At 38.5% G+C, this 17,585-nt stretch carries 15 protein-coding genes and 1 pseudogene; 4 read left to right on the plus strand and 12 right to left on the minus strand.

Annotated features, from left to right (window positions below):
- Positions 1-33: 33 nt before the first annotated feature.
- On the minus strand, positions 34-1,068 hold the full coding sequence (locus NQ550_RS21250) for a vanillate--corrinoid protein methyltransferase (RefSeq protein ID WP_022380455.1): 1,035 nt from the start codon (positions 1,066-1,068) through the stop codon (positions 34-36).
- Positions 1,069-1,496: 428 nt separating this feature from the next.
- Here NQ550_RS21250 and NQ550_RS21255 point away from each other — a divergent pair, with 428 nt between their 5' ends.
- The 3 genes from NQ550_RS21255 to NQ550_RS21265 all read left to right on the plus strand — a co-directional run bounded on the left by NQ550_RS21255 (position 1,497) and on the right by NQ550_RS21265 (position 3,961).
- Positions 1,497-2,423, plus strand: a complete 927-nt coding sequence (locus NQ550_RS21255; protein WP_025578062.1) for a serine hydrolase — start codon at positions 1,497-1,499, stop codon at positions 2,421-2,423.
- A gap of 46 nt (positions 2,424-2,469) precedes the next feature.
- Entirely contained in the window at positions 2,470-3,438 is a 969-nt protein-coding gene (locus tag NQ550_RS21260; RefSeq protein WP_025578060.1) for an SH3 domain-containing protein, read from the plus strand.
- A gap of 76 nt (positions 3,439-3,514) precedes the next feature.
- The gene (locus NQ550_RS21265) at positions 3,515-3,961 is read left to right on the plus strand and encodes a hypothetical protein (protein ID WP_029676897.1); all 447 of its coding nucleotides are present in this window, start codon (positions 3,515-3,517) and stop codon (positions 3,959-3,961) included.
- A gap of 165 nt (positions 3,962-4,126) precedes the next feature.
- Here NQ550_RS21265 and NQ550_RS21270 read toward each other — a convergent pair whose 3' ends face one another.
- Positions 4,127-5,257 carry an Ldh family oxidoreductase gene (locus NQ550_RS21270; RefSeq protein WP_022380451.1) on the minus strand — a complete coding sequence of 377 codons (1,131 nt, stop codon included), beginning with the start codon at positions 5,255-5,257 and terminating at the stop codon, positions 4,127-4,129.
- 519 nt (positions 5,258-5,776) lie between these two features.
- On the opposite strand from NQ550_RS21270, the gene nudC reads away from it, so the two are divergent.
- Positions 5,777-6,625, plus strand: a complete 849-nt coding sequence (gene nudC, locus NQ550_RS21275) for an NAD(+) diphosphatase (RefSeq protein ID WP_025578057.1) — start codon at positions 5,777-5,779, stop codon at positions 6,623-6,625.
- Between the two features lie 149 nt (positions 6,626-6,774).
- Here nudC and NQ550_RS21280 read toward each other — a convergent pair whose 3' ends face one another.
- From NQ550_RS21280 to NQ550_RS21325, 10 genes and pseudogenes are all read right to left on the minus strand, one after another.
- Positions 6,775-7,890 (minus strand): DnaJ C-terminal domain-containing protein, encoded by a 1,116-nt coding sequence (locus NQ550_RS21280; protein WP_025578056.1) that lies wholly within the window; start codon positions 7,888-7,890, stop codon positions 6,775-6,777.
- Between the two features lie 125 nt (positions 7,891-8,015).
- Entirely contained in the window at positions 8,016-8,483 is a 468-nt protein-coding gene (locus NQ550_RS21285) for an Hsp20/alpha crystallin family protein (protein WP_008705425.1), read from the minus strand.
- A gap of 179 nt (positions 8,484-8,662) precedes the next feature.
- On the minus strand, positions 8,663-9,130 hold the full coding sequence (locus tag NQ550_RS21290; protein WP_008705428.1) for an Hsp20/alpha crystallin family protein: 468 nt from the start codon (positions 9,128-9,130) through the stop codon (positions 8,663-8,665).
- A 643-nt stretch (positions 9,131-9,773) separates the two neighbouring features.
- A pseudogene (locus tag NQ550_RS21295) lies at positions 9,774-10,187 on the minus strand (conjugal transfer protein); the annotation flags it as partial.
- Between the two features lie 8 nt (positions 10,188-10,195).
- A complete protein-coding gene (locus tag NQ550_RS21300; protein WP_029676894.1) occupies positions 10,196-10,423 on the minus strand; it encodes a hypothetical protein in 228 nt (75 codons plus the stop codon).
- Between the two features lie 250 nt (positions 10,424-10,673).
- The gene (locus NQ550_RS21305) at positions 10,674-12,242 is read right to left on the minus strand and encodes an SIR2 family protein (protein WP_025578054.1); all 1,569 of its coding nucleotides are present in this window, start codon (positions 12,240-12,242) and stop codon (positions 10,674-10,676) included.
- 74 nt (positions 12,243-12,316) lie between these two features.
- The gene (locus NQ550_RS21310; protein WP_025578053.1) at positions 12,317-12,496 is read right to left on the minus strand and encodes a hypothetical protein; all 180 of its coding nucleotides are present in this window, start codon (positions 12,494-12,496) and stop codon (positions 12,317-12,319) included.
- Between the two features lie 156 nt (positions 12,497-12,652).
- Positions 12,653-13,984 carry an ATP-binding protein gene (locus NQ550_RS21315; RefSeq protein WP_025578052.1) on the minus strand — a complete coding sequence of 444 codons (1,332 nt, stop codon included), beginning with the start codon at positions 13,982-13,984 and terminating at the stop codon, positions 12,653-12,655.
- Positions 13,985-14,369: 385 nt separating this feature from the next.
- Positions 14,370-15,944 carry a response regulator gene (locus tag NQ550_RS21320; protein WP_025578049.1) on the minus strand — a complete coding sequence of 525 codons (1,575 nt, stop codon included), beginning with the start codon at positions 15,942-15,944 and terminating at the stop codon, positions 14,370-14,372.
- Positions 15,922-17,568: a sensor histidine kinase gene (locus NQ550_RS21325; protein ID WP_259838820.1), complete on the minus strand. Its 1,647-nt coding sequence runs from the start codon at positions 17,566-17,568 to the stop codon at positions 15,922-15,924. Before NQ550_RS21325 ends, NQ550_RS21320 begins: the two co-directional genes overlap by 23 nt.
- Positions 17,569-17,585: the final 17 nt, after the last annotated feature.

Consider the following 17,585-nt stretch of genomic DNA (forward strand, 5'->3'; position numbering starts at 1 on the left):
CCTCCATAGCATCATCCTCTGCAACACCTGAGATTAGAACATAATCTGCCATGGAAGCCTTGTAGATTCAGATGCCTTAATGCCAAATTTCTCTTCATTCAGCTTGTCAATGGAATCACAGAGAGATTTATAAACACCCGGATAAACAGAACCAGGGCCACCCTGAGCGATACATGGAATAAAGTATTTGTTTCCACATTCTTCGCAGACACGACGTACCACTGCATCACAATTCTCATCTGTCCAGCCCTCAAAATCAACTGCACGATTTTCGATACCGCCCATGAAGCTGATCTTTCCGCCATATTTCCTGATCAGTTCCGGAAGATTATTGGTTTCCATACATCCCTGCCATACATCGATCCCCATCTCAATCATAGAAGGAACCAGTGTTGCTGCGTAACTGTCAGAATGATGGATAACCAGCTCAACGCCATGACTGTGATAATATCCGTAAATTTCTTTATATGGCTCAAGTAAAAATTCATCAAACATTGCAGGACTCATAAATGTACTGTCCAGTCCACCCCAGTCATCATGATGGAATAATGCATCAGGATGAAGGTTGGAACAGATACCTTCAGCAAGTTCCAGTTCCCACTCTGTCAGATATTTGATCAGATCATGCATTTCATCCGGATTAGTAATATAATAAACCAACGCATTACTGATCTCACACAGATGATGAGTCTGCTCAAATAATCCCGGTGCAACGAAAGCTGCTTTAAATGCCTGTTCTCCGTCAACTGCATCATACTGAGCCTTCACCATATCCCACTGATCCTGGGTAAATTTCAAAGACGGTGCATGTACATAGTCTTTCCAGTCTTCAATATCCTTTACCACGATCTTGTCAGGAGTATGTACAGGAAAAGAACCCGGAACTCCTTTCGGGAAAGTATTGGTTACCCCCCATGCATTCACTACATTTTCCTGACCCGGCTGAAGCAGCGGGTTTGTAAACATAAACGGATGAAAAAGAAGCTGTACTGCTTCATACTGATTAACAAATCTGTCAGGATTTCCGCCTTTTATAACTTCCAGCATATTCTGTTTCGGTGTTAACATATAATCTACCTCCTCATGCAATATGAAAATGCCCCCACATTCCCACATTTGTTTGTTTAATTTGTCGTTCTTTATCTCGTTTCTGATGATTTTATTGTAGCATTTATACAATCCAAAATATATAATCAGATATGCGGATTTTTCACGCCCGCATTCCTACAAATTGTATGAACGCATCTCAAGTATTGTGCCAACAGTAACCGGCAGCCATATAATAAATTTTAAAATCAACCGTAAATACACTTGTAACACAACTCTAAACACTGTATAATTTTTGTACATACAGATATCAGATTTTAAAAATCATTTGTGCCTGCACAATAAGACTTTTAAACCTGATTTATCTAAACATGAAGAAATACGATTTATATAACAGATCAACAGATTCCGAATGTTTTACAGTAAATATTTAACAGGTGGTGAACACAATGTTTTCAAAAAAATTATTAATACCTCTGCTATCGCTCAGCCTTCTTGTTACTCCTGCATACAGCAGTCATGCTGCTGAAAATGCAGAGGCCGCGGGAACATCCGTAGAAGGTCAGGGAATGCTTTCCCCTTCTTCATCTTCAGAGAGTTCTGAAAGCGTCTTTAACGGTTCCGGGGCAGGCACATCTTCAGAACCGGTCACAGATGAGAAACTGGAGACAATTTTAAAACAGGTTCAGAGTCAGCTTCCTGCTGAAAACGGAACCTGGGCTGTTTTCATATCCGATCTTGTAAATGGAACCGAGGGCAGTCTTAATGATCAGAAAATGCAGGCTGCAAGCCTGATCAAGCTCTATATCATGGGAGCTGTCTACGAGAATTATGATCAGATAACCGGACAATACGGCAGGGATTCTGTAGACTCCAATCTGTACTCCATGATCACAGTCAGCGATAACGATGCAGCCAATACCCTGACAACTTATCTTGGCGGCGGTGATTCCGCAGCAGGTATGCAGGCTGTCAACAGTTTCTGCCAGGCACATGGCTATGACCAGACTCACATGGGACGTATGCTCCTTGCCAGCAATGAGAATGATGATAACTACACATCTGTAGGAGACTGTGGTCATCTCCTGCAGGAGATTTATAAACAGGATACATCCGGCTACACCCATGCCACTGATATGTTTAATCTGCTCAAGGCACAGACACGCTGTAACAAAATTCCCGCACAGCTTCCGGAAGGAGTCAAAACCGCAAATAAAACCGGAGAACTTGACAACGTGGAAAATGATGCCGGAATCATCTATGATTCCAAAAATGACGTAGTAATCGTATTTATGTCCCAGAATCTCTCAAGCGCCGGTTCCGCACAGAATACGATCGCTACCTTAAGCAGAACGATTTACGATTACTATAATTAAATAATGTACTCTCAGAGTACATAATAACCCAAAGGAGGGGTTCACTATGAAAAAAAGAAAAAATATTGCAATTCCCATGATTCTTGCAGCTACGATTGCTGCTGTATCTGTACCCTGCAGCTCACAGATCGTTATGGCATCTGACACTTATCAGGTAGGTGTAAGTAAAGGGTATCTGGCTCTGCGCTCTGCCATGGCTTATGATTCCTCCAACGAGATCGGCGAGCTGTATTCCGGTGATACTGTTGAAGTTACAGAATATACCACCAGTGATTACTGGTACGTCTATTCTCCAAAACTGAACTTATCCGGATACGTAAATAACGATTACCTGTATTTCCTCTCATCACAGCCGACAAGTTCGTCCGGTTCTTATACTGTCAGTGTTGCCAAAGGTTATCTGGCTCTGCGTTCTGCAAAGGCTTATGACTCTTCCAACGAGATCGGACAGTTATACTCCGGTGATACAGTAACAGTTTCTGACAGCAGTGATCCTCAGTACTGGTATGTCTATTCTCCGAAACTGAACTTATCCGGCTATGTAAATAAAGATTACTTATATTACAGTGGCGATACTGCTGCCAGTGCACAGAGTTCTTCCGGAGATTCAAGGACTGTCAGTGTTGCCAAGGGTTATCTGGCTCTGCGTTCCGCAAAAGCTTATGATTCCTCCAATGAGATCGGACAGCTGTATTCCGGCGATACAGTTCAGCTTATCGACACCAGCGATTCCCAGTACTGGTACGTTTACTCTCAGAAGTTAGGAAAAAACGGATATGTAAATAAAGATTATCTGATTGGCGGAACAACCACATATGCCACCAGAACAGTCAGTGTTGCTACCGGTTATCTGGCTCTGCGCTCTGCGAAGGCTTACGACTCTTCCAACGAGATCGGACAGTTATATTCCGGCGATACAGTTCAGCTTGTGGATACAACTGATGCACAGTACTGGTATATTTACTCCCAGAAACTCTGCAAATATGGTTATGTAAATAAAGATTATTTATATTAATCTTTTTCGTAACACTATAAACAGTTACGCTTCTTTACATTCACCATATACAACAAAACAGAAAGGACTCACAGTTATGAGCCCCAAACGACAGGTTAACCATAACATTCGTAAACACTTTAACACAATCATTTACAATATTTCACGCTACGCGGAAATTGCTCTTTCTATGGTAATTCTGCTGGTGATCGCACTGGCAGGCTTCCGGCTGATCATGGAGGTTGCAGATACTTCTGTTATGTCCATGGATACAGAATTTTTCAGCACTTTCCTTTCCCAGGCTTTGTCTCTGGTAGTAGGCGTGGAATTTGTAAAAATGCTCTGCCAGCATTCCGCACAGACAGTTGTTGAGGTTCTGATGTTTGCCACAGCACGTCAGATGGTAGTCGAACACCTCGGGCCAGCAGAAACTCTTCTTGGCGTACTCAGTATCGCAGTTCTGTTTGCGATCCGCAAATATCTTATGACAGACAACGATGACATGAATGCTCATAACTGTTCGAAGAATACTGAAGAAAATTAAAGAAAACAAAAAACTGCATATCAGATACGATCTGTAAATTCTACCGGTCGTATCTGATTATGCAGTTTCTTTTTATTTCCACATGCTGATAAACGGGCGTCTCAAAAAAAGTAATTTTATATGATATATTCTATAGTTATGGTTATCAGCATGATGGGCGCTTATTTAATAATTACCACTAAAGAACTTACTGTCCTTCGGCAGTTCATAGCCCTTGAAGTAAGAGCCAAAATCAACCTTCAGATAATTGCAGAGGTTGGCAAGCTCAACCATAGTGTTGTCATTTACAGGAATGCCATTCTCTCTGCGCTCTTTTTCTGCAAATACTTCCTTCTCACCATGAGTATAAATCTGCTCTGCGCCTTCTGCCTTTGGACTCTGACGAAGAGTTTCCAGATATTCGGAAAAATGCGCCCTGATATCATCGGCATTTCCGAAGATTGCGGGATCAATGGCAGCAAATCCATGACAGATACCTGTCTTGTCTTTAAATGTACAGCATTTATCAGAAGTAACACCCATGGAAAAGATGGAGCTGAAAATCTCGCAGAGCATTCCATAACCGTAACCCTTATGACTTCCGTTTACCTCTTTATTACCGCCAAGTGGCATGATTCCGCCGCCCTTCTTGGCAACAATATTGGCAAGTACATCCGGGGCATCTGTGCTTTCCTGACCATTTGCTCCCAGAGCCCAGCCCTGTGGAAGTGGTTTTCCCATCTTATTATACATTTCCAGTTTTCCTCTGGTAACTACTGTTGTGGAGCAGTCAAAAAGGAATGGATAAGGTTCTGCCGGCATTGCCACTGCAATGGGATTGGAACCAAGCATTGCTTTTCGTCCAAAGGTAGGTACCATGATTGCTTCCGAGTTGGTACATGCCATACCAAGTAAGCCCTGTTTTGAAGCCATTTCCGCATAATATCCTGCAATACCGAAATGATTGGAGTTTCTTACAGATACAAATCCAACACCTGTTTTCTTCGCCTTCTCAATAGCTTTCTCCATTGCAAAATGGGAAATCAGCTGTCCCATACCGTCATGTCCGTCGATCACTGCTGATACAGGTGTCTCAAATACGACCTCAGGTTTCGCATCCGGATGGATGGTTCCCTTCTCAATTCCTTTATCATATCTTACCATTCTCTGCATTCCATGGCTTTCAATCCCGTACAGATCCGCGGTAAGCAAAACATCCTTGATGATATTCGTCTCTTCTTCATTAAAACCAAATTTACGAAATACGTCGTGGCAAAAAGTATTTAATGTGTCATAACTCCATTTTACATATCCCATAACTGTAAAATCCCTCCATTCAAGTATTACTCATTTCGTTTTTTGGTATTACCAATTTGTTAAGCTGATTATACCACTCTCATTTTCAAAGTGCAATACGTTTTTTATTTTTTTCAGTATTTCTTATGTTACTGTATTATTGTTCCCTGGTAATATCCCGAGGCATGCAAGCCAAAATGTTACTGTTCACTCCGTTCTCAGCAACACGCTTTGCAAACTCAATTTATGCTAATCGCATAAATTCGCACGGTATGTCTCGGGTTTTCTGTGACCTTCGCTCACAAAAAACACCTCGCGGGATATCACCAGTGAACAGTAACAATTCATTCCAGATTGCCTGTAGCAATTGGACATCTTCTCTTGTTTTTCTAAAACTGCCGTAATATACTATGTACAGGCAATCCTGCCTGCAGGATTGCCTGCTCATTTAATAAATAATAGATTACTGCTCACTTCCGCACCTGTAATATATTTCACAGAACAACTCTGCGGCGGCAGTAACAGAAAAGGAACATTACTATGATTCAGGACATCGCACCACATACTTATCACAACGAATACAAATCTTCTGCCCCGGATAAGAACAGTTTTATCCTTGCCTACGAAAAAGGCAGTATTCTTCTTCCACATCAGGAACGGGAAGCAGATATTTATTTTCCACGTTTTCAGGATCTGGAGGAAAAAGTTTCAGATCTCTACAGCAAGTATATTTATCTGTTTTCTATCGATGATCAGCGTTTCTATCTGATCCCGGAATTGGATACCACCCTTCTTCCAGATTATGAATTCCAGGATATACGAAATCTTCGGACAGCCCGGCCACAGCATCTGGCGTTTGCAGGAGTTACAGGACATCAGCTTTTCCAGTGGTACAGCAAGCGCCGGTTCTGCGGCTGCTGTGGAAAACCAATGCTGCACAGCCAAAAAGAACGTATGATGGAATGCCCTTCCTGCGGCAATCAGGAGTACCCTGTCCTGTGTCCTGCAGTAATCGTAGGAATCACAAACGGAGATAAAATCATTCTTTCCAAATATGAGGGCCGCAGATTTAAGCGTTACGCCCTTATCGCAGGCTTTGCAGAAATCGGAGAAACCATTGAAGAAACTGTTCACAGAGAAGTAATGGAGGAAGTTGACCTTAAGGTAAAGAATCTCCGCTATTACAAAAGCCAGCCATGGTCCTTCAGCGGTACCCTGCTTTTCGGATTCTTCTGTGATGTGGACGGCGATGATACCCTGACCGTTGACCATGAAGAGCTCTCCATGGCACAGTGGGTAGAACGTGACAAAATCCCGGATCAGGGCAATAATATCAGCCTGACCAAGGAAATGATGATGCTCTTCCGTGATGGAAAAGAACCCAGATAAACAATATTCTATATCAGAAAAAGCTCATAGAATGTTTTTCCCTATTATGCTAAAAGGATACATACACGGTAATGTTACTGTGCATGTATCCTTTTCGTTTCCCTGCAAAATTGCTTCACTATATTCTCAAAAATATTTCTGATTACTCTTCACGCCGCACTCCCGCTGCCAAATCCACGGCTTCTGCGGCTTCCATTACATTCCTGCTCAAATTCTTTCAGTTTCCGTCTTGCTTCCGGTGTCAGATTTGTCGGAACTTCAATCTGTACAGTTGCATATTCATCACCGTGTACCGACGGATTATTCATTGCAACGATACCTTTGCCTCTCAGACGTATCTTCGTTCCGGACTGAGTACCTGGTTTAATGTTACAAAGAACATCACCGTAAATGGTGTGAACCTTTGCCTCACCGCCAAATACTGCTGTTGTAAATGGGATATTTACAGTTGTGTACACATCTCTGCCTTCCCGTTTATATCCCGGTTTATCCTGAACATTTATTTTCAGAAGCAGGTCACCGGCTTCACCTCCGCCCACTCCCGGATATCCTTTTCCTTTAAGTCTGATAGACTTACCGGATTCAATACCTGCCGGAATATTGACTTCATAATTCTGGACACCACCGTTGCTGCTCTGCAGGCGAATAACCTTCTTACCGCCAAAAGCAGCTTCATCAAAGCTGACAGTAACCTCTGCATGAAGATCCTCACCTTTACTGCTGTAAGAACCGCCAAAGCCACTGCCGAAGCCATCCGTTCCGTTACTTCCGAATCCGCCAAAACCACTTCCGTGAAATCCACTGCCACCGAAGCCGCTGCTTCCAAAACCACCTGATGATTTACTCTTCTTAAATCCACCACCAAAGATGTTCTTTAAGATATCATCCATATCTTCGCCATTTTCAAAATGATATTCATGATAACCATTGCCATCACTGTACGAGCCATGGAAACCGCCGCCAAAAGGATTGCCCTGTGCTCCGCTAAAGCCACTGCCAAACGGGCTGCCCTGTGCATTTCCATAATTACCGGCGCCTTCTTCAAAAGCAGCGTGGCCAAACTGGTCATACAGTTTACGTTTCTTCTCATCACTCAGAACATCATAGGCTTCATTTACTTCCTTAAAATGCTCTGCTGCCGAAGCATTTCCCTCATTACTGTCCGGATGATATTTCTTTGCCAGTTTTCTGTATGCTTTCTTAATCGTTGCTGCATCTGCGTTTTTGTTCACGCCAAGAACTTCATAGTAATCTCTTTTCAATATCATCACCTTCCCTCATAAACACATTCTAACGCAATCATTCCTGACTTCATATTTCTGCAATCCTCATTATGCAAACAACGGGAAGCCAAAAGATTTGACCTCCCGTTGCTGTAACTTAACATCTATTATCCTTCAATGGAGATGCTGTGCTTCTGTTCCACTGCTGGCTTTGCTTCTTTCTTCGGAACAAATAATGTCAGGATACCATGTTTGAATTCTGCTTTGATGTCGTCCTGATGTACTTCTTTACCTACATAGAAGCTACGACTGCAGGCACCTGCATAACGTTCTCTGCGGATATAACGTCCTGTCTCTTTTTCCTTCTCATCTTTATCCAGACCTTTCTCTGCACTGATGGTCAGATAACCATTTTCAAGTGCTGCATGAACTTCATCTTTCTTAAATCCTGGAAGATCTACAATCAGTTCGTATCCGTTATTCATTTCCTTGATATCAGTTTTCATTACATGATTTGCTTTATGTCCATAAAGTTTCTTCTCTGCATCTTTCATTGCTCTGTCATCATAATAAAATGGGAAATCTCCAAAAAAGTCATCAAATAAATTTTCTCCAAAAATACTAGGCATTAACATAAGTCATATCTCCTTTTCTAATATATTTTATATATGTCAAATCTGTTCACCAGATTTACTTTCCAAATCTATCTTTACAGGTTTTTTCAACCTTTTATCTTCAATCTTTTAGTGTAAGCTTTTATTTCTGTTTTTAATCTCTGGCTGACCCTTAACGGGTCAGTCAGAATATTTATTCATCAGCCTTCAATGGCAATTGTTTTCTTCTGTTCTACTGCTGGTTTTGCTTCTTTCTTTGGTACAAATAATGTGAGGATACCATGTTTGAATTCTGCTTTAATGTCTTCTTTCTCAACTTCTTTACCTACATAGAAGCTACGGCTGCAGGCACCTGCGTAACGTTCCTTACGGATATAACGTCCTGTCTCTTTTTCCTGCTCATCTTTATCCAGACCTTTCTCTGCACTGATAGTCAGATAACCATTCTCCAGATCAGCCTTTACTTCATCTTTGGTAAATCCCGGAAGATCTACGACCAGTTCATAGCCTTTATCAGTTTCCTTGATATCGGTTTTCATTATATGGCTGGCTCTGCGTCCGTAAAGTTTCTTCTCTGTATCTTTCATTGCTCTGTCATCATAATAAAATGGAAAATCTCCAAAAAAGTCATCAAATAAATTTTCTCCAAAAATACTAGGCATCAACATAAGTCATCTCTCCTTTTCTATACCGTCCATCTACATGTGATGGACTCCCAGTTATGCATCTTTACCTTGTTTCTTTGGAACTTAGGTTATCAGGAATCTCATAGAACTTATTTCTTTGTTCTCTTTTTGTTCCCCTTCCTTTGTTCTATCTGTAATATAACACTTATTATTAGCACTGTCAAGAGGTGAGTGCTAATTTTTTGTGAAGAATTTGTGAACGCTACGAGCCATGCAAAATAGCAAAAATAACGCCCTGCAAGTTTACTTGCAAGGGCGTCTATTTTTGCTATTTTATAGGGCGACAGCGAGGGAATTTATTCCCTCGCTGTGCATGGCGTAACATTCTCTTTCGCACTCAATTTTCTTGATTTGACCACATTTTTACGACAAATTCTTGGAAAAATATATTCGTCTGATTTTCTTACCACATTTTACGACAACGGCTTATGGTTTATACCACAGCAGGTCAGTTTCCGGCAGATTCATTTTAGACATCTCATTTTCCACGTGAGACTTCTCTGCAATATGATTGTAGACATTCATTGTAATCTGTGCATCTAAATGTTCTTCGCTCCGCTACGGTCGGTGCTAAACGGATGTCCACATTACTCTGTTTTGTTGTATACTATTCTGCTGTAATATTTTATTCTACGATCTTACAGTTATCGTTCTTATGTAATACAAGCTCATACTGTGAGATTTGTGTCATTTTCGACTTATTATCCAGATACTTCACAGACACACTGACCTTGCGGTTATCGCCATCTTTGGTAAAGACAGGGTTTACCAGTTCTGAAAATACATAGTCGCCAGAAACAGGAGCAAGCACTCCGTCTTTGACATAATAGGCAAGTTCCTTTTCCGCAGCTGTCGGATACAGCTTAAAGAATGTTTCCAAGAAAACGGTAGCGTCCTTGACTGTATCAGAGCTGACACGGACATCGGTTTCCTGTGCTTTCGGCTCATGCTTCGATTTCTGTACTGCTGGAGCAAGTGTCGGATTCTGGGTAATGGCCATTGCACCGTCCTTATCCACATGAACGGTCACGCTGGCTGTCATTGGCATTAAGACTGAACATACTCATTAGTTCTCCGAGCTTCATATAGATTCCGGCAAAACACATTATTCCCAGTCAGCTCAATCACCTTTGCATTTTCCAAAACCACTTCATCCAGTTTATCCTCAAATTCCTTATCTTCATCGTACCAGAAAATGATACGACGCTGATAAAACTCAGGCAGAAGTACAGCAAATCTGCGATTTAAATCTTGTATTATTTTGTCTGTATCCATGCTGCATTATCTTCCCTCTGTACTTTCAAATATATGGTACTTATCGCTACACCTGCATAAATTTCTTCTATAATCATGGTTCTCTTTCCTTCTTTATCCAAGATCTGGTTGTTGACAAAAAATAGCTTACCTCATATAATGAGTATAGGTTTATAGTGCATCCGTGATGGTGTCTGTTTACAGATGCTATGTTGCCTGTATTCCAGCTGTCCGGGGTCTCCGTGATGGTGTCTGCTTGCAGATGCTTGAATCACGGGGTCTTTTTTTGTCCATATTCCAGAAAATCATATATCCTAATCATTCTGTGAAGATTACTACGATTCGGACTATCTAAAGAACTTAAAATATTGTTGTTCTCTGTAAATATCGCTTGCAAAATACTTCGATACTGATTTACATCTATTTTTTCTTCTGGCATACACCCAAGCAAACGAATTGCCTTCATTAAATTATCTTTTTCTTGTGTCCATACTTCCCATGCTGTTCTTTCTCCAATTGCAGAACGATTACGTTTAATTGTTGATTCTGTGACAATTTCAGTATATGAATGTGGGGCTTTTTCTTCTGCCAATTCGCTTTTCATATTAGATTTTGAAATATAATACCACACCGGCAATTTCCAGGAATTTTGTTTTGCAAGCTCTGGATAAACAAATTCTAATAATTGCTCGCATGAATATAACGAATCGTGTAAAATAATGTTTCTATACCATTGTTCAGAATTTACTGCTCTTGCTAAACCATATACACCGGTCGTTGTTAAACCAATCGAAAGTGCAAGCATATTTTCATCAATACGACCATCTTCCAATGAAGCGACCTGCATCGTTGGTCCCGGTTGTTGAGTCAACGCAAACGCATAAAGCTCATCCTTAAATCTACGCAATAATTTAACTGGTAAAGCCGCTTTTTTTACAGACAGAGCATCATATAACAGACAAAAATCTGAAAGTGTTATTTTAGTCATTTCCAGCAATTTACTGCGTATAATCATTGAATGAGAAGTTATCTCACTTCCAATGAAATCCGGATTATATTCAACGAAAATAAATCTTTTTTGTAAAGTTTCTATTTTATCCAATGGCAAACATTCCACAACATCGCTAAGAATCGCCTGAATATCTGAATCTGAAATAGAGTAACCTATGAAAATAATCGGATATTCCATAAAAATCGTCATCAATTTTGCGGCAAGATATTTTCCTTTGTCATAAAATTTCTGATAATCTGCTTTGTTAATGACAATGGATTCTGGATTTTGTACAGAACCATGAATTTTATAGATTTCCGCAATTCCTTGCAACTGTGAAAATACTAGTTCATCCTGTCCCACAAAAGTTTTATAACCCTCAAAAATATTCTCGAAAAAGCAATCATAATTTGTTGTAATCACACCGGACAAATTATCTTTTGCAATATTTCTGAGTTTTTCAACTTCATCCGCATAAACAGGATTAACCGTTGACAGTGAAGCAATATATTCACTTATTTCTGCCTTAAAAGGAGAAACCCCAGTGGAAACTGAACTGTATACTTTTTCTGAATCCGAACGTATTCCTTCTTCATTATTAAACCAAGCATCATTAAAATCTTTTTCAATATAGCTTGCAACCAATGGAAGTTTTTCTTCTGTATGTTCCGTCTCGCTAGCTTTGTTTTCATAAAATCTATAAGCAAACGGATCTTTTTTTACCTTCTCAGCAAAATATGTCAATAAGCCAACCCAGTCTGGTAATCCATAATATCTTCTGGTAATACCAGAACCTGCAAACAAAAATGGAGTTGTATTAAATCTTGCAACCACTTCTTGTAGTGTCATATAGTTCTCCTTCCTGTGCTTAAATATTTACATTATTTTAATGCTTTTAAATTTTAGACTCAGCGAGTCCAAAATTATTGATAACCTACCACAACACAGCAATATTTTTTTGTTGCTATCTCAACAAGTCTTTGATATTCCGATGATTTTCTGTTCAATGAATCGCCGCAAATAATCAATGCAGGTTTTATAAACGGAATACTGTCTCCAATTTTTTCTCCATCTGCATCTTCCCTGCTTCTCTCGTAAATCAATCTCCATTCTTCCTCAAAACAATTTCTTTAAGTCTCCAAAATCTATACTCTTATTTTACCCCAACTCTTTCATTCTGCCTACTGTTATTTCATGTTCACATACAATAATGAGGTCGCAATCCATAGGGTTTTCTGAAATGTTTGATGTTAACGTTATTATTTTTCTCTGAGATACCGTTTTAATAAGAACGTACAGAAATATGGAAATGTATAAATCCCGTCTTCTATTCCAACATTGCTGTCTGCAAGTTTTATTCCCCAGTGAATATCTCCATAAGAATCACCGGATATCAATTGCCTCAATGACTTAGACCGGTTCCTGTTCGCCTTCACTTCTACCGGAACCAGCTCGTCTTTTGTCCTTACAAAAAAATCTTCTTCCAAGGTAGCATTTTCTTTTTTATAATAATATAGTCCAAGCCCCTGTTTCACAAACGCCTCTGCTACGAAATTTTCATATAGGGCACCTTTGTATACTCCAAGATTTTTATTCGCCCGAAGATCTTCTTGTGCTTCTTCATCTAATGAAGCAATCAACAATCCTGTATCTGGATAATAGATTTTGAATTTTGAGTCATCATAGTTTCCCTTTAATGGAAGCTCCGGATACTGCAGACAATAACATACAGAAATCACACCTGCATCTTCGAGCCAGGTTATACATCCCATATATTCTCGACTTCTGGCTTTTTTGTCTATTTTACTTAATTGAAATTTTTTATTTTCTTTTGCAAGCTGTACAGGTACGTTCCGATAGACACTTACAATTTTAGTCTGATCCAGACCTTCAGCGTATTTTCTGATATCCTCTTCATAATCCATCTGGATCTGTCTCTGGATTTCCAGAGTATCTGTAAAAAGATTTTTTTCAATATATACTTTTACTACTGCAGGCATACCGCCAAGTACACAATATTCCAAAAACAATTTTTTATAGACTGATAATTCGGTTTCTGAAAATGGAGTTCCTGTCTGCATATGTTGCAAGATATCTTCAATGTGCTTCTCCGAGTATCCTTTCGCCCACAGAAATTCTTCAAAGTCCATCGAAAACATTTCATAATCTGTTTTATATCCCACACTGTTGCTATGAATTTTTCTGTAATTGATTCCAAGCAAGAAACCACTGCATATGACATCAAATCTTCCATCTATCCGGAAGGACTTCAAGGCAGTTGCAATATCCGGAAACTCCTGTAATTCATCAAAAATAATCACAGTGTCACCTGCTATAAATCTTTTTGATGTATCTATCATAGAAATATTTTTTATAATATCTTCAACAGCATATCCGTCACTTAATATTGTTTTATATTTAGGTTCCAGAACAAAATTAATACTCACAATATTACTGTAATTTTGTTCTGCAAAATGATTAATAGATTCCGTTTTTCCAATCTGCCTTGCACCTTTTATAATTAACGGAAGTCTTTCTTCATTTTTTTTCCACTCCAGCAGGTACTCATCTATCTTTCTTTTTAAATACATAGAACCGCCTCCTTTCTTCAAAGCTATCACGTTTTATGAGCCTTTTTCAATCTTTTTTTCACGTTTTATTAGCTTTTATTCATAATATTTTCATGTTTTTATACAAAAAACGACGTGAACCACTTTTCTTGACTACCTTTATTTTTATTTCTATACGTTAAGTCCCCACCACCCACTGCTCATTGCTTTTCGTAATCGCGCAGAGTGCTTATTTGATTCAGTAAAAAAATAAATGCAACCCCTATATCTCTTTTTTCCTGCTTACAGATATAGAGGCTGCATTTGCCTTTACATTTATTTGTATGTAGAGTTGCAAAATCGTCATTATAAAGTCGACTATCCTTATACTTATAAAATACTATACAAAGTTGCAACATAGTAATACTTAAAAATAAGTTGTAATTTTCCGATATTCTGCCGGTGTCATATTCATCTGTCCAGTAAAAACCCGGGTAAAATATTGTAGATTGGGATATCCTACCTGTTCTGCTATCTGAGTAATCTTTAAATTAGACGAACGTAATAATTTTTTTGCCTTCTCCAAACGCAGTTCTGCAAGAATTTCAGAAAATTTTCTTCCGGTAGCCTGTTTGATAAAACGACTGATATACGAAGGATTTCTGTTTACATGTTCTGAAACATTTGTCAGACCGATTGGTTGTGAAAAATTATCATTCAGATATTTATAAATTTGCTGGATTAGCTGATTCTGATCATTATTATGCATACTTTGAATATTATCTGCAATATACTCCAGCCAATATTTCATATAGTCTGCTTTTGTCTTTCTTTCCGATTGTACATGAATCTGTTGCTCAAATGATTCCGTAATCTTATTTTTGCTTTCCTTATCCAATGGAATTCCTGAAAGAAATAAAAATATATTGGCACCTATCAACTCCATGATATTGTTAAAATATTTTTCTGTCTCTTTCTCTGTCTCATTGATAATCTTCTGCATCTGTTCGAATATTTTTTTCTTATTACCGGATCGAAGATATCTGATCAGTTCTGTAATTGCTTCTGTAACATCGAAAAAGTCATTTTCCTTATATTCCATCGGTAAATCCTGATATGAAAGCAACTGCGTACATCCCGTATCTTTTCCGTATTCCAGACATTTCAACACTTCCTTTTTCATCTGTTGAATATCAGACAGATTTTCAGAATAATGGCTGACAGCTATCATACAATCCAGTGGCTGCAACTGGGCCAGTTCTCTTCTGATCAGCTCTAATTTACTGCAGAATTTCCACAGTGTCTTTTCTTCTGTTGGCCAGATCATATAAAAGATACCACCATGTTCCAGTGCCAGTATCTCTTTAAATTTTTTCAGAAAAAATTCATGGATTATATAACTGTAATAGCTCTCTTCTTCCAAAGGCATATGATTCCTGTCATATGTAACAGCCACCACTCTATATCCGTTTATTGCAATCCGCAGCTTCTGCTTTTGCAGTTCCATCTGTTTTTCTGAAAAAATTACAGGTTGAAAAAAGAGTTTTTCCACAAATTGTTGTCTGATCAGCTCCTGATTTTTAACAAAATAATCCTGGAAAATCTGATACATTTCCGTATGTTTTTGTTCTGCATGAAATGCACTAATCGCTCGATTTAAGCACTTGATTGCTTCCTGTTCATCTACGGGCTTTAAAAGATAGTCAAAAACTTTATACTCTATTCCATATCTGGCATATTCAAACTCTGCATATCCAGTCAGAAAAACAATTTTTGCTCCATAATCCATTTGATTGATCTGCTTTGCCAGATCGATTCCAGTGATGCCCGGCATACGAATATCTGTCAAAATAACCCCAGGTTTTTCCTGTTCAATATAATCCAATGCCATCTGTGCATCTGTAAAAGCACAAACCGTATGCATACCCCGTAGTCCCGTTTCCATGATCCTTTTTAATTTGTCTGATATCAATGGTTCATCATCTATAATTACCACTTTCATATCCTTTTTCCCCCTTTGTTTTGGGAATACAGATGGTTACTGCTGTCCCCGATGGCTTTACATGTTCCACAGTCAAACCATATTCCTTTCCGTACAGTAGCAAAAGTCTTTGCTGAATATTAAAGATACCAATGTGTTCCTTCTCTTTCAGTATTCCATTTTCTCTTATTTCTTCCAGCTGTCTGATAATAGTTTCCGGCATCCCATTTCCATTATCTTTTACAGTAATATAAATTGCATCTTCCGTTTCCTTCCCGGTTACTGCTATCATTCCTGTTTCTTTCAATTCTGAAACCCCATGGACAATTGCATTTTCCAAAAGCGGCTGTATCATCAGCTTTGGAATGTAATATTCATATAATTGTTCCGGTATTTCTACCAGACAGATAATATGTTCCTGAAAGCGCATTTTCTGAATATACAAATATTGATTTACATACTTTAATTCTTCTTCAATCTTTAAAAACTGTGCCCCTTTAATAGACATTCTCATAATGCTTCCAAGAGATGTTACCGTCTTTTTAACTTCCGTAGTCTTACCCATATCAGCAAGACTATTAATACAGTCTAATGTATTATATAGAAAGTGTGGGTTAATCTGAGCCTGAAGAGATTCAATCTGGGCATCTTTCATTAACAACTGCTGTTTATATACCTGCTGAATCAGCAAGTCAATTCTTTCCAACATCGCATTATAAACATTTGCCAGTTCTCTAAATTCATCATTGGAATCAACCTCAACATACGCATTGGAATTTATCTCTGTAGTCTGACGTAATTTTACAATAAATTTCTGAATCTGTTCTGCAATTTTAGCCGCAGTTATGAATAATGCAATTGAAATAATTGAAATTGCAGCCAAAATCATCACCATCTCTTTGAAGAAAATTTTATATACACTCTTAAAAAGCAGATTTTTATCCAAAATTCCTACAAGACTACACCCATCATATTGAAGATTATATCTGATAATTTTATAATTTCCAGATGGTTCTTTCAAAATGGTTTTACATTTATCATCAGATAAATTTGAACCATTAACCAGAATATTATTTTCTGAATCCAATATGAGAATAGCGTTCACATCTCTATCCTCTCCTGTCTGTATGATTTTTTCCATACCCGTTTTGTCAATATCCATCATCAGAAATCCGATTTTTTCATCACTTTTTTCTATTTGGGGAACGTAGATATTTCTTGCAAAAGTAATCATATTTTTCCTCACGGGATTTATACGAAGCACCGGCTTTCCATGCTTTTCTTCTGCTGCTTCTTTCAGTATTTCTGCAAAATCATTTGTCTGTTCTATTGTATTATAATAAATTGCATTATTAATATATAATTCGTTAAACTTATTATAAATACACACATTCATTAACGCATCCTGATTATTTGTAATAAGAGATCCTATCTGATAAGAAATCATATCAGTCAGTTTTTCCTGCTCTTCAACACTTAATACACTTTGACGGGTATTTAAATATTCCTGCACTTCATTTGTATAATATAAAAATTTTATGGTAGCCTGATTATAATTATCTAATAATGTATTAACCAGCTTCTTTTTTTCCATAACATTCTGTTCTGTCTGATCATATACCATCTGCTTCATCTGATCAAACATAATAACTGTAGTACTAT

Source organism: Blautia wexlerae DSM 19850, from assembly GCF_025148125.1.
Classification (GTDB): domain Bacteria; phylum Bacillota; class Clostridia; order Lachnospirales; family Lachnospiraceae; genus Blautia_A; species Blautia_A wexlerae.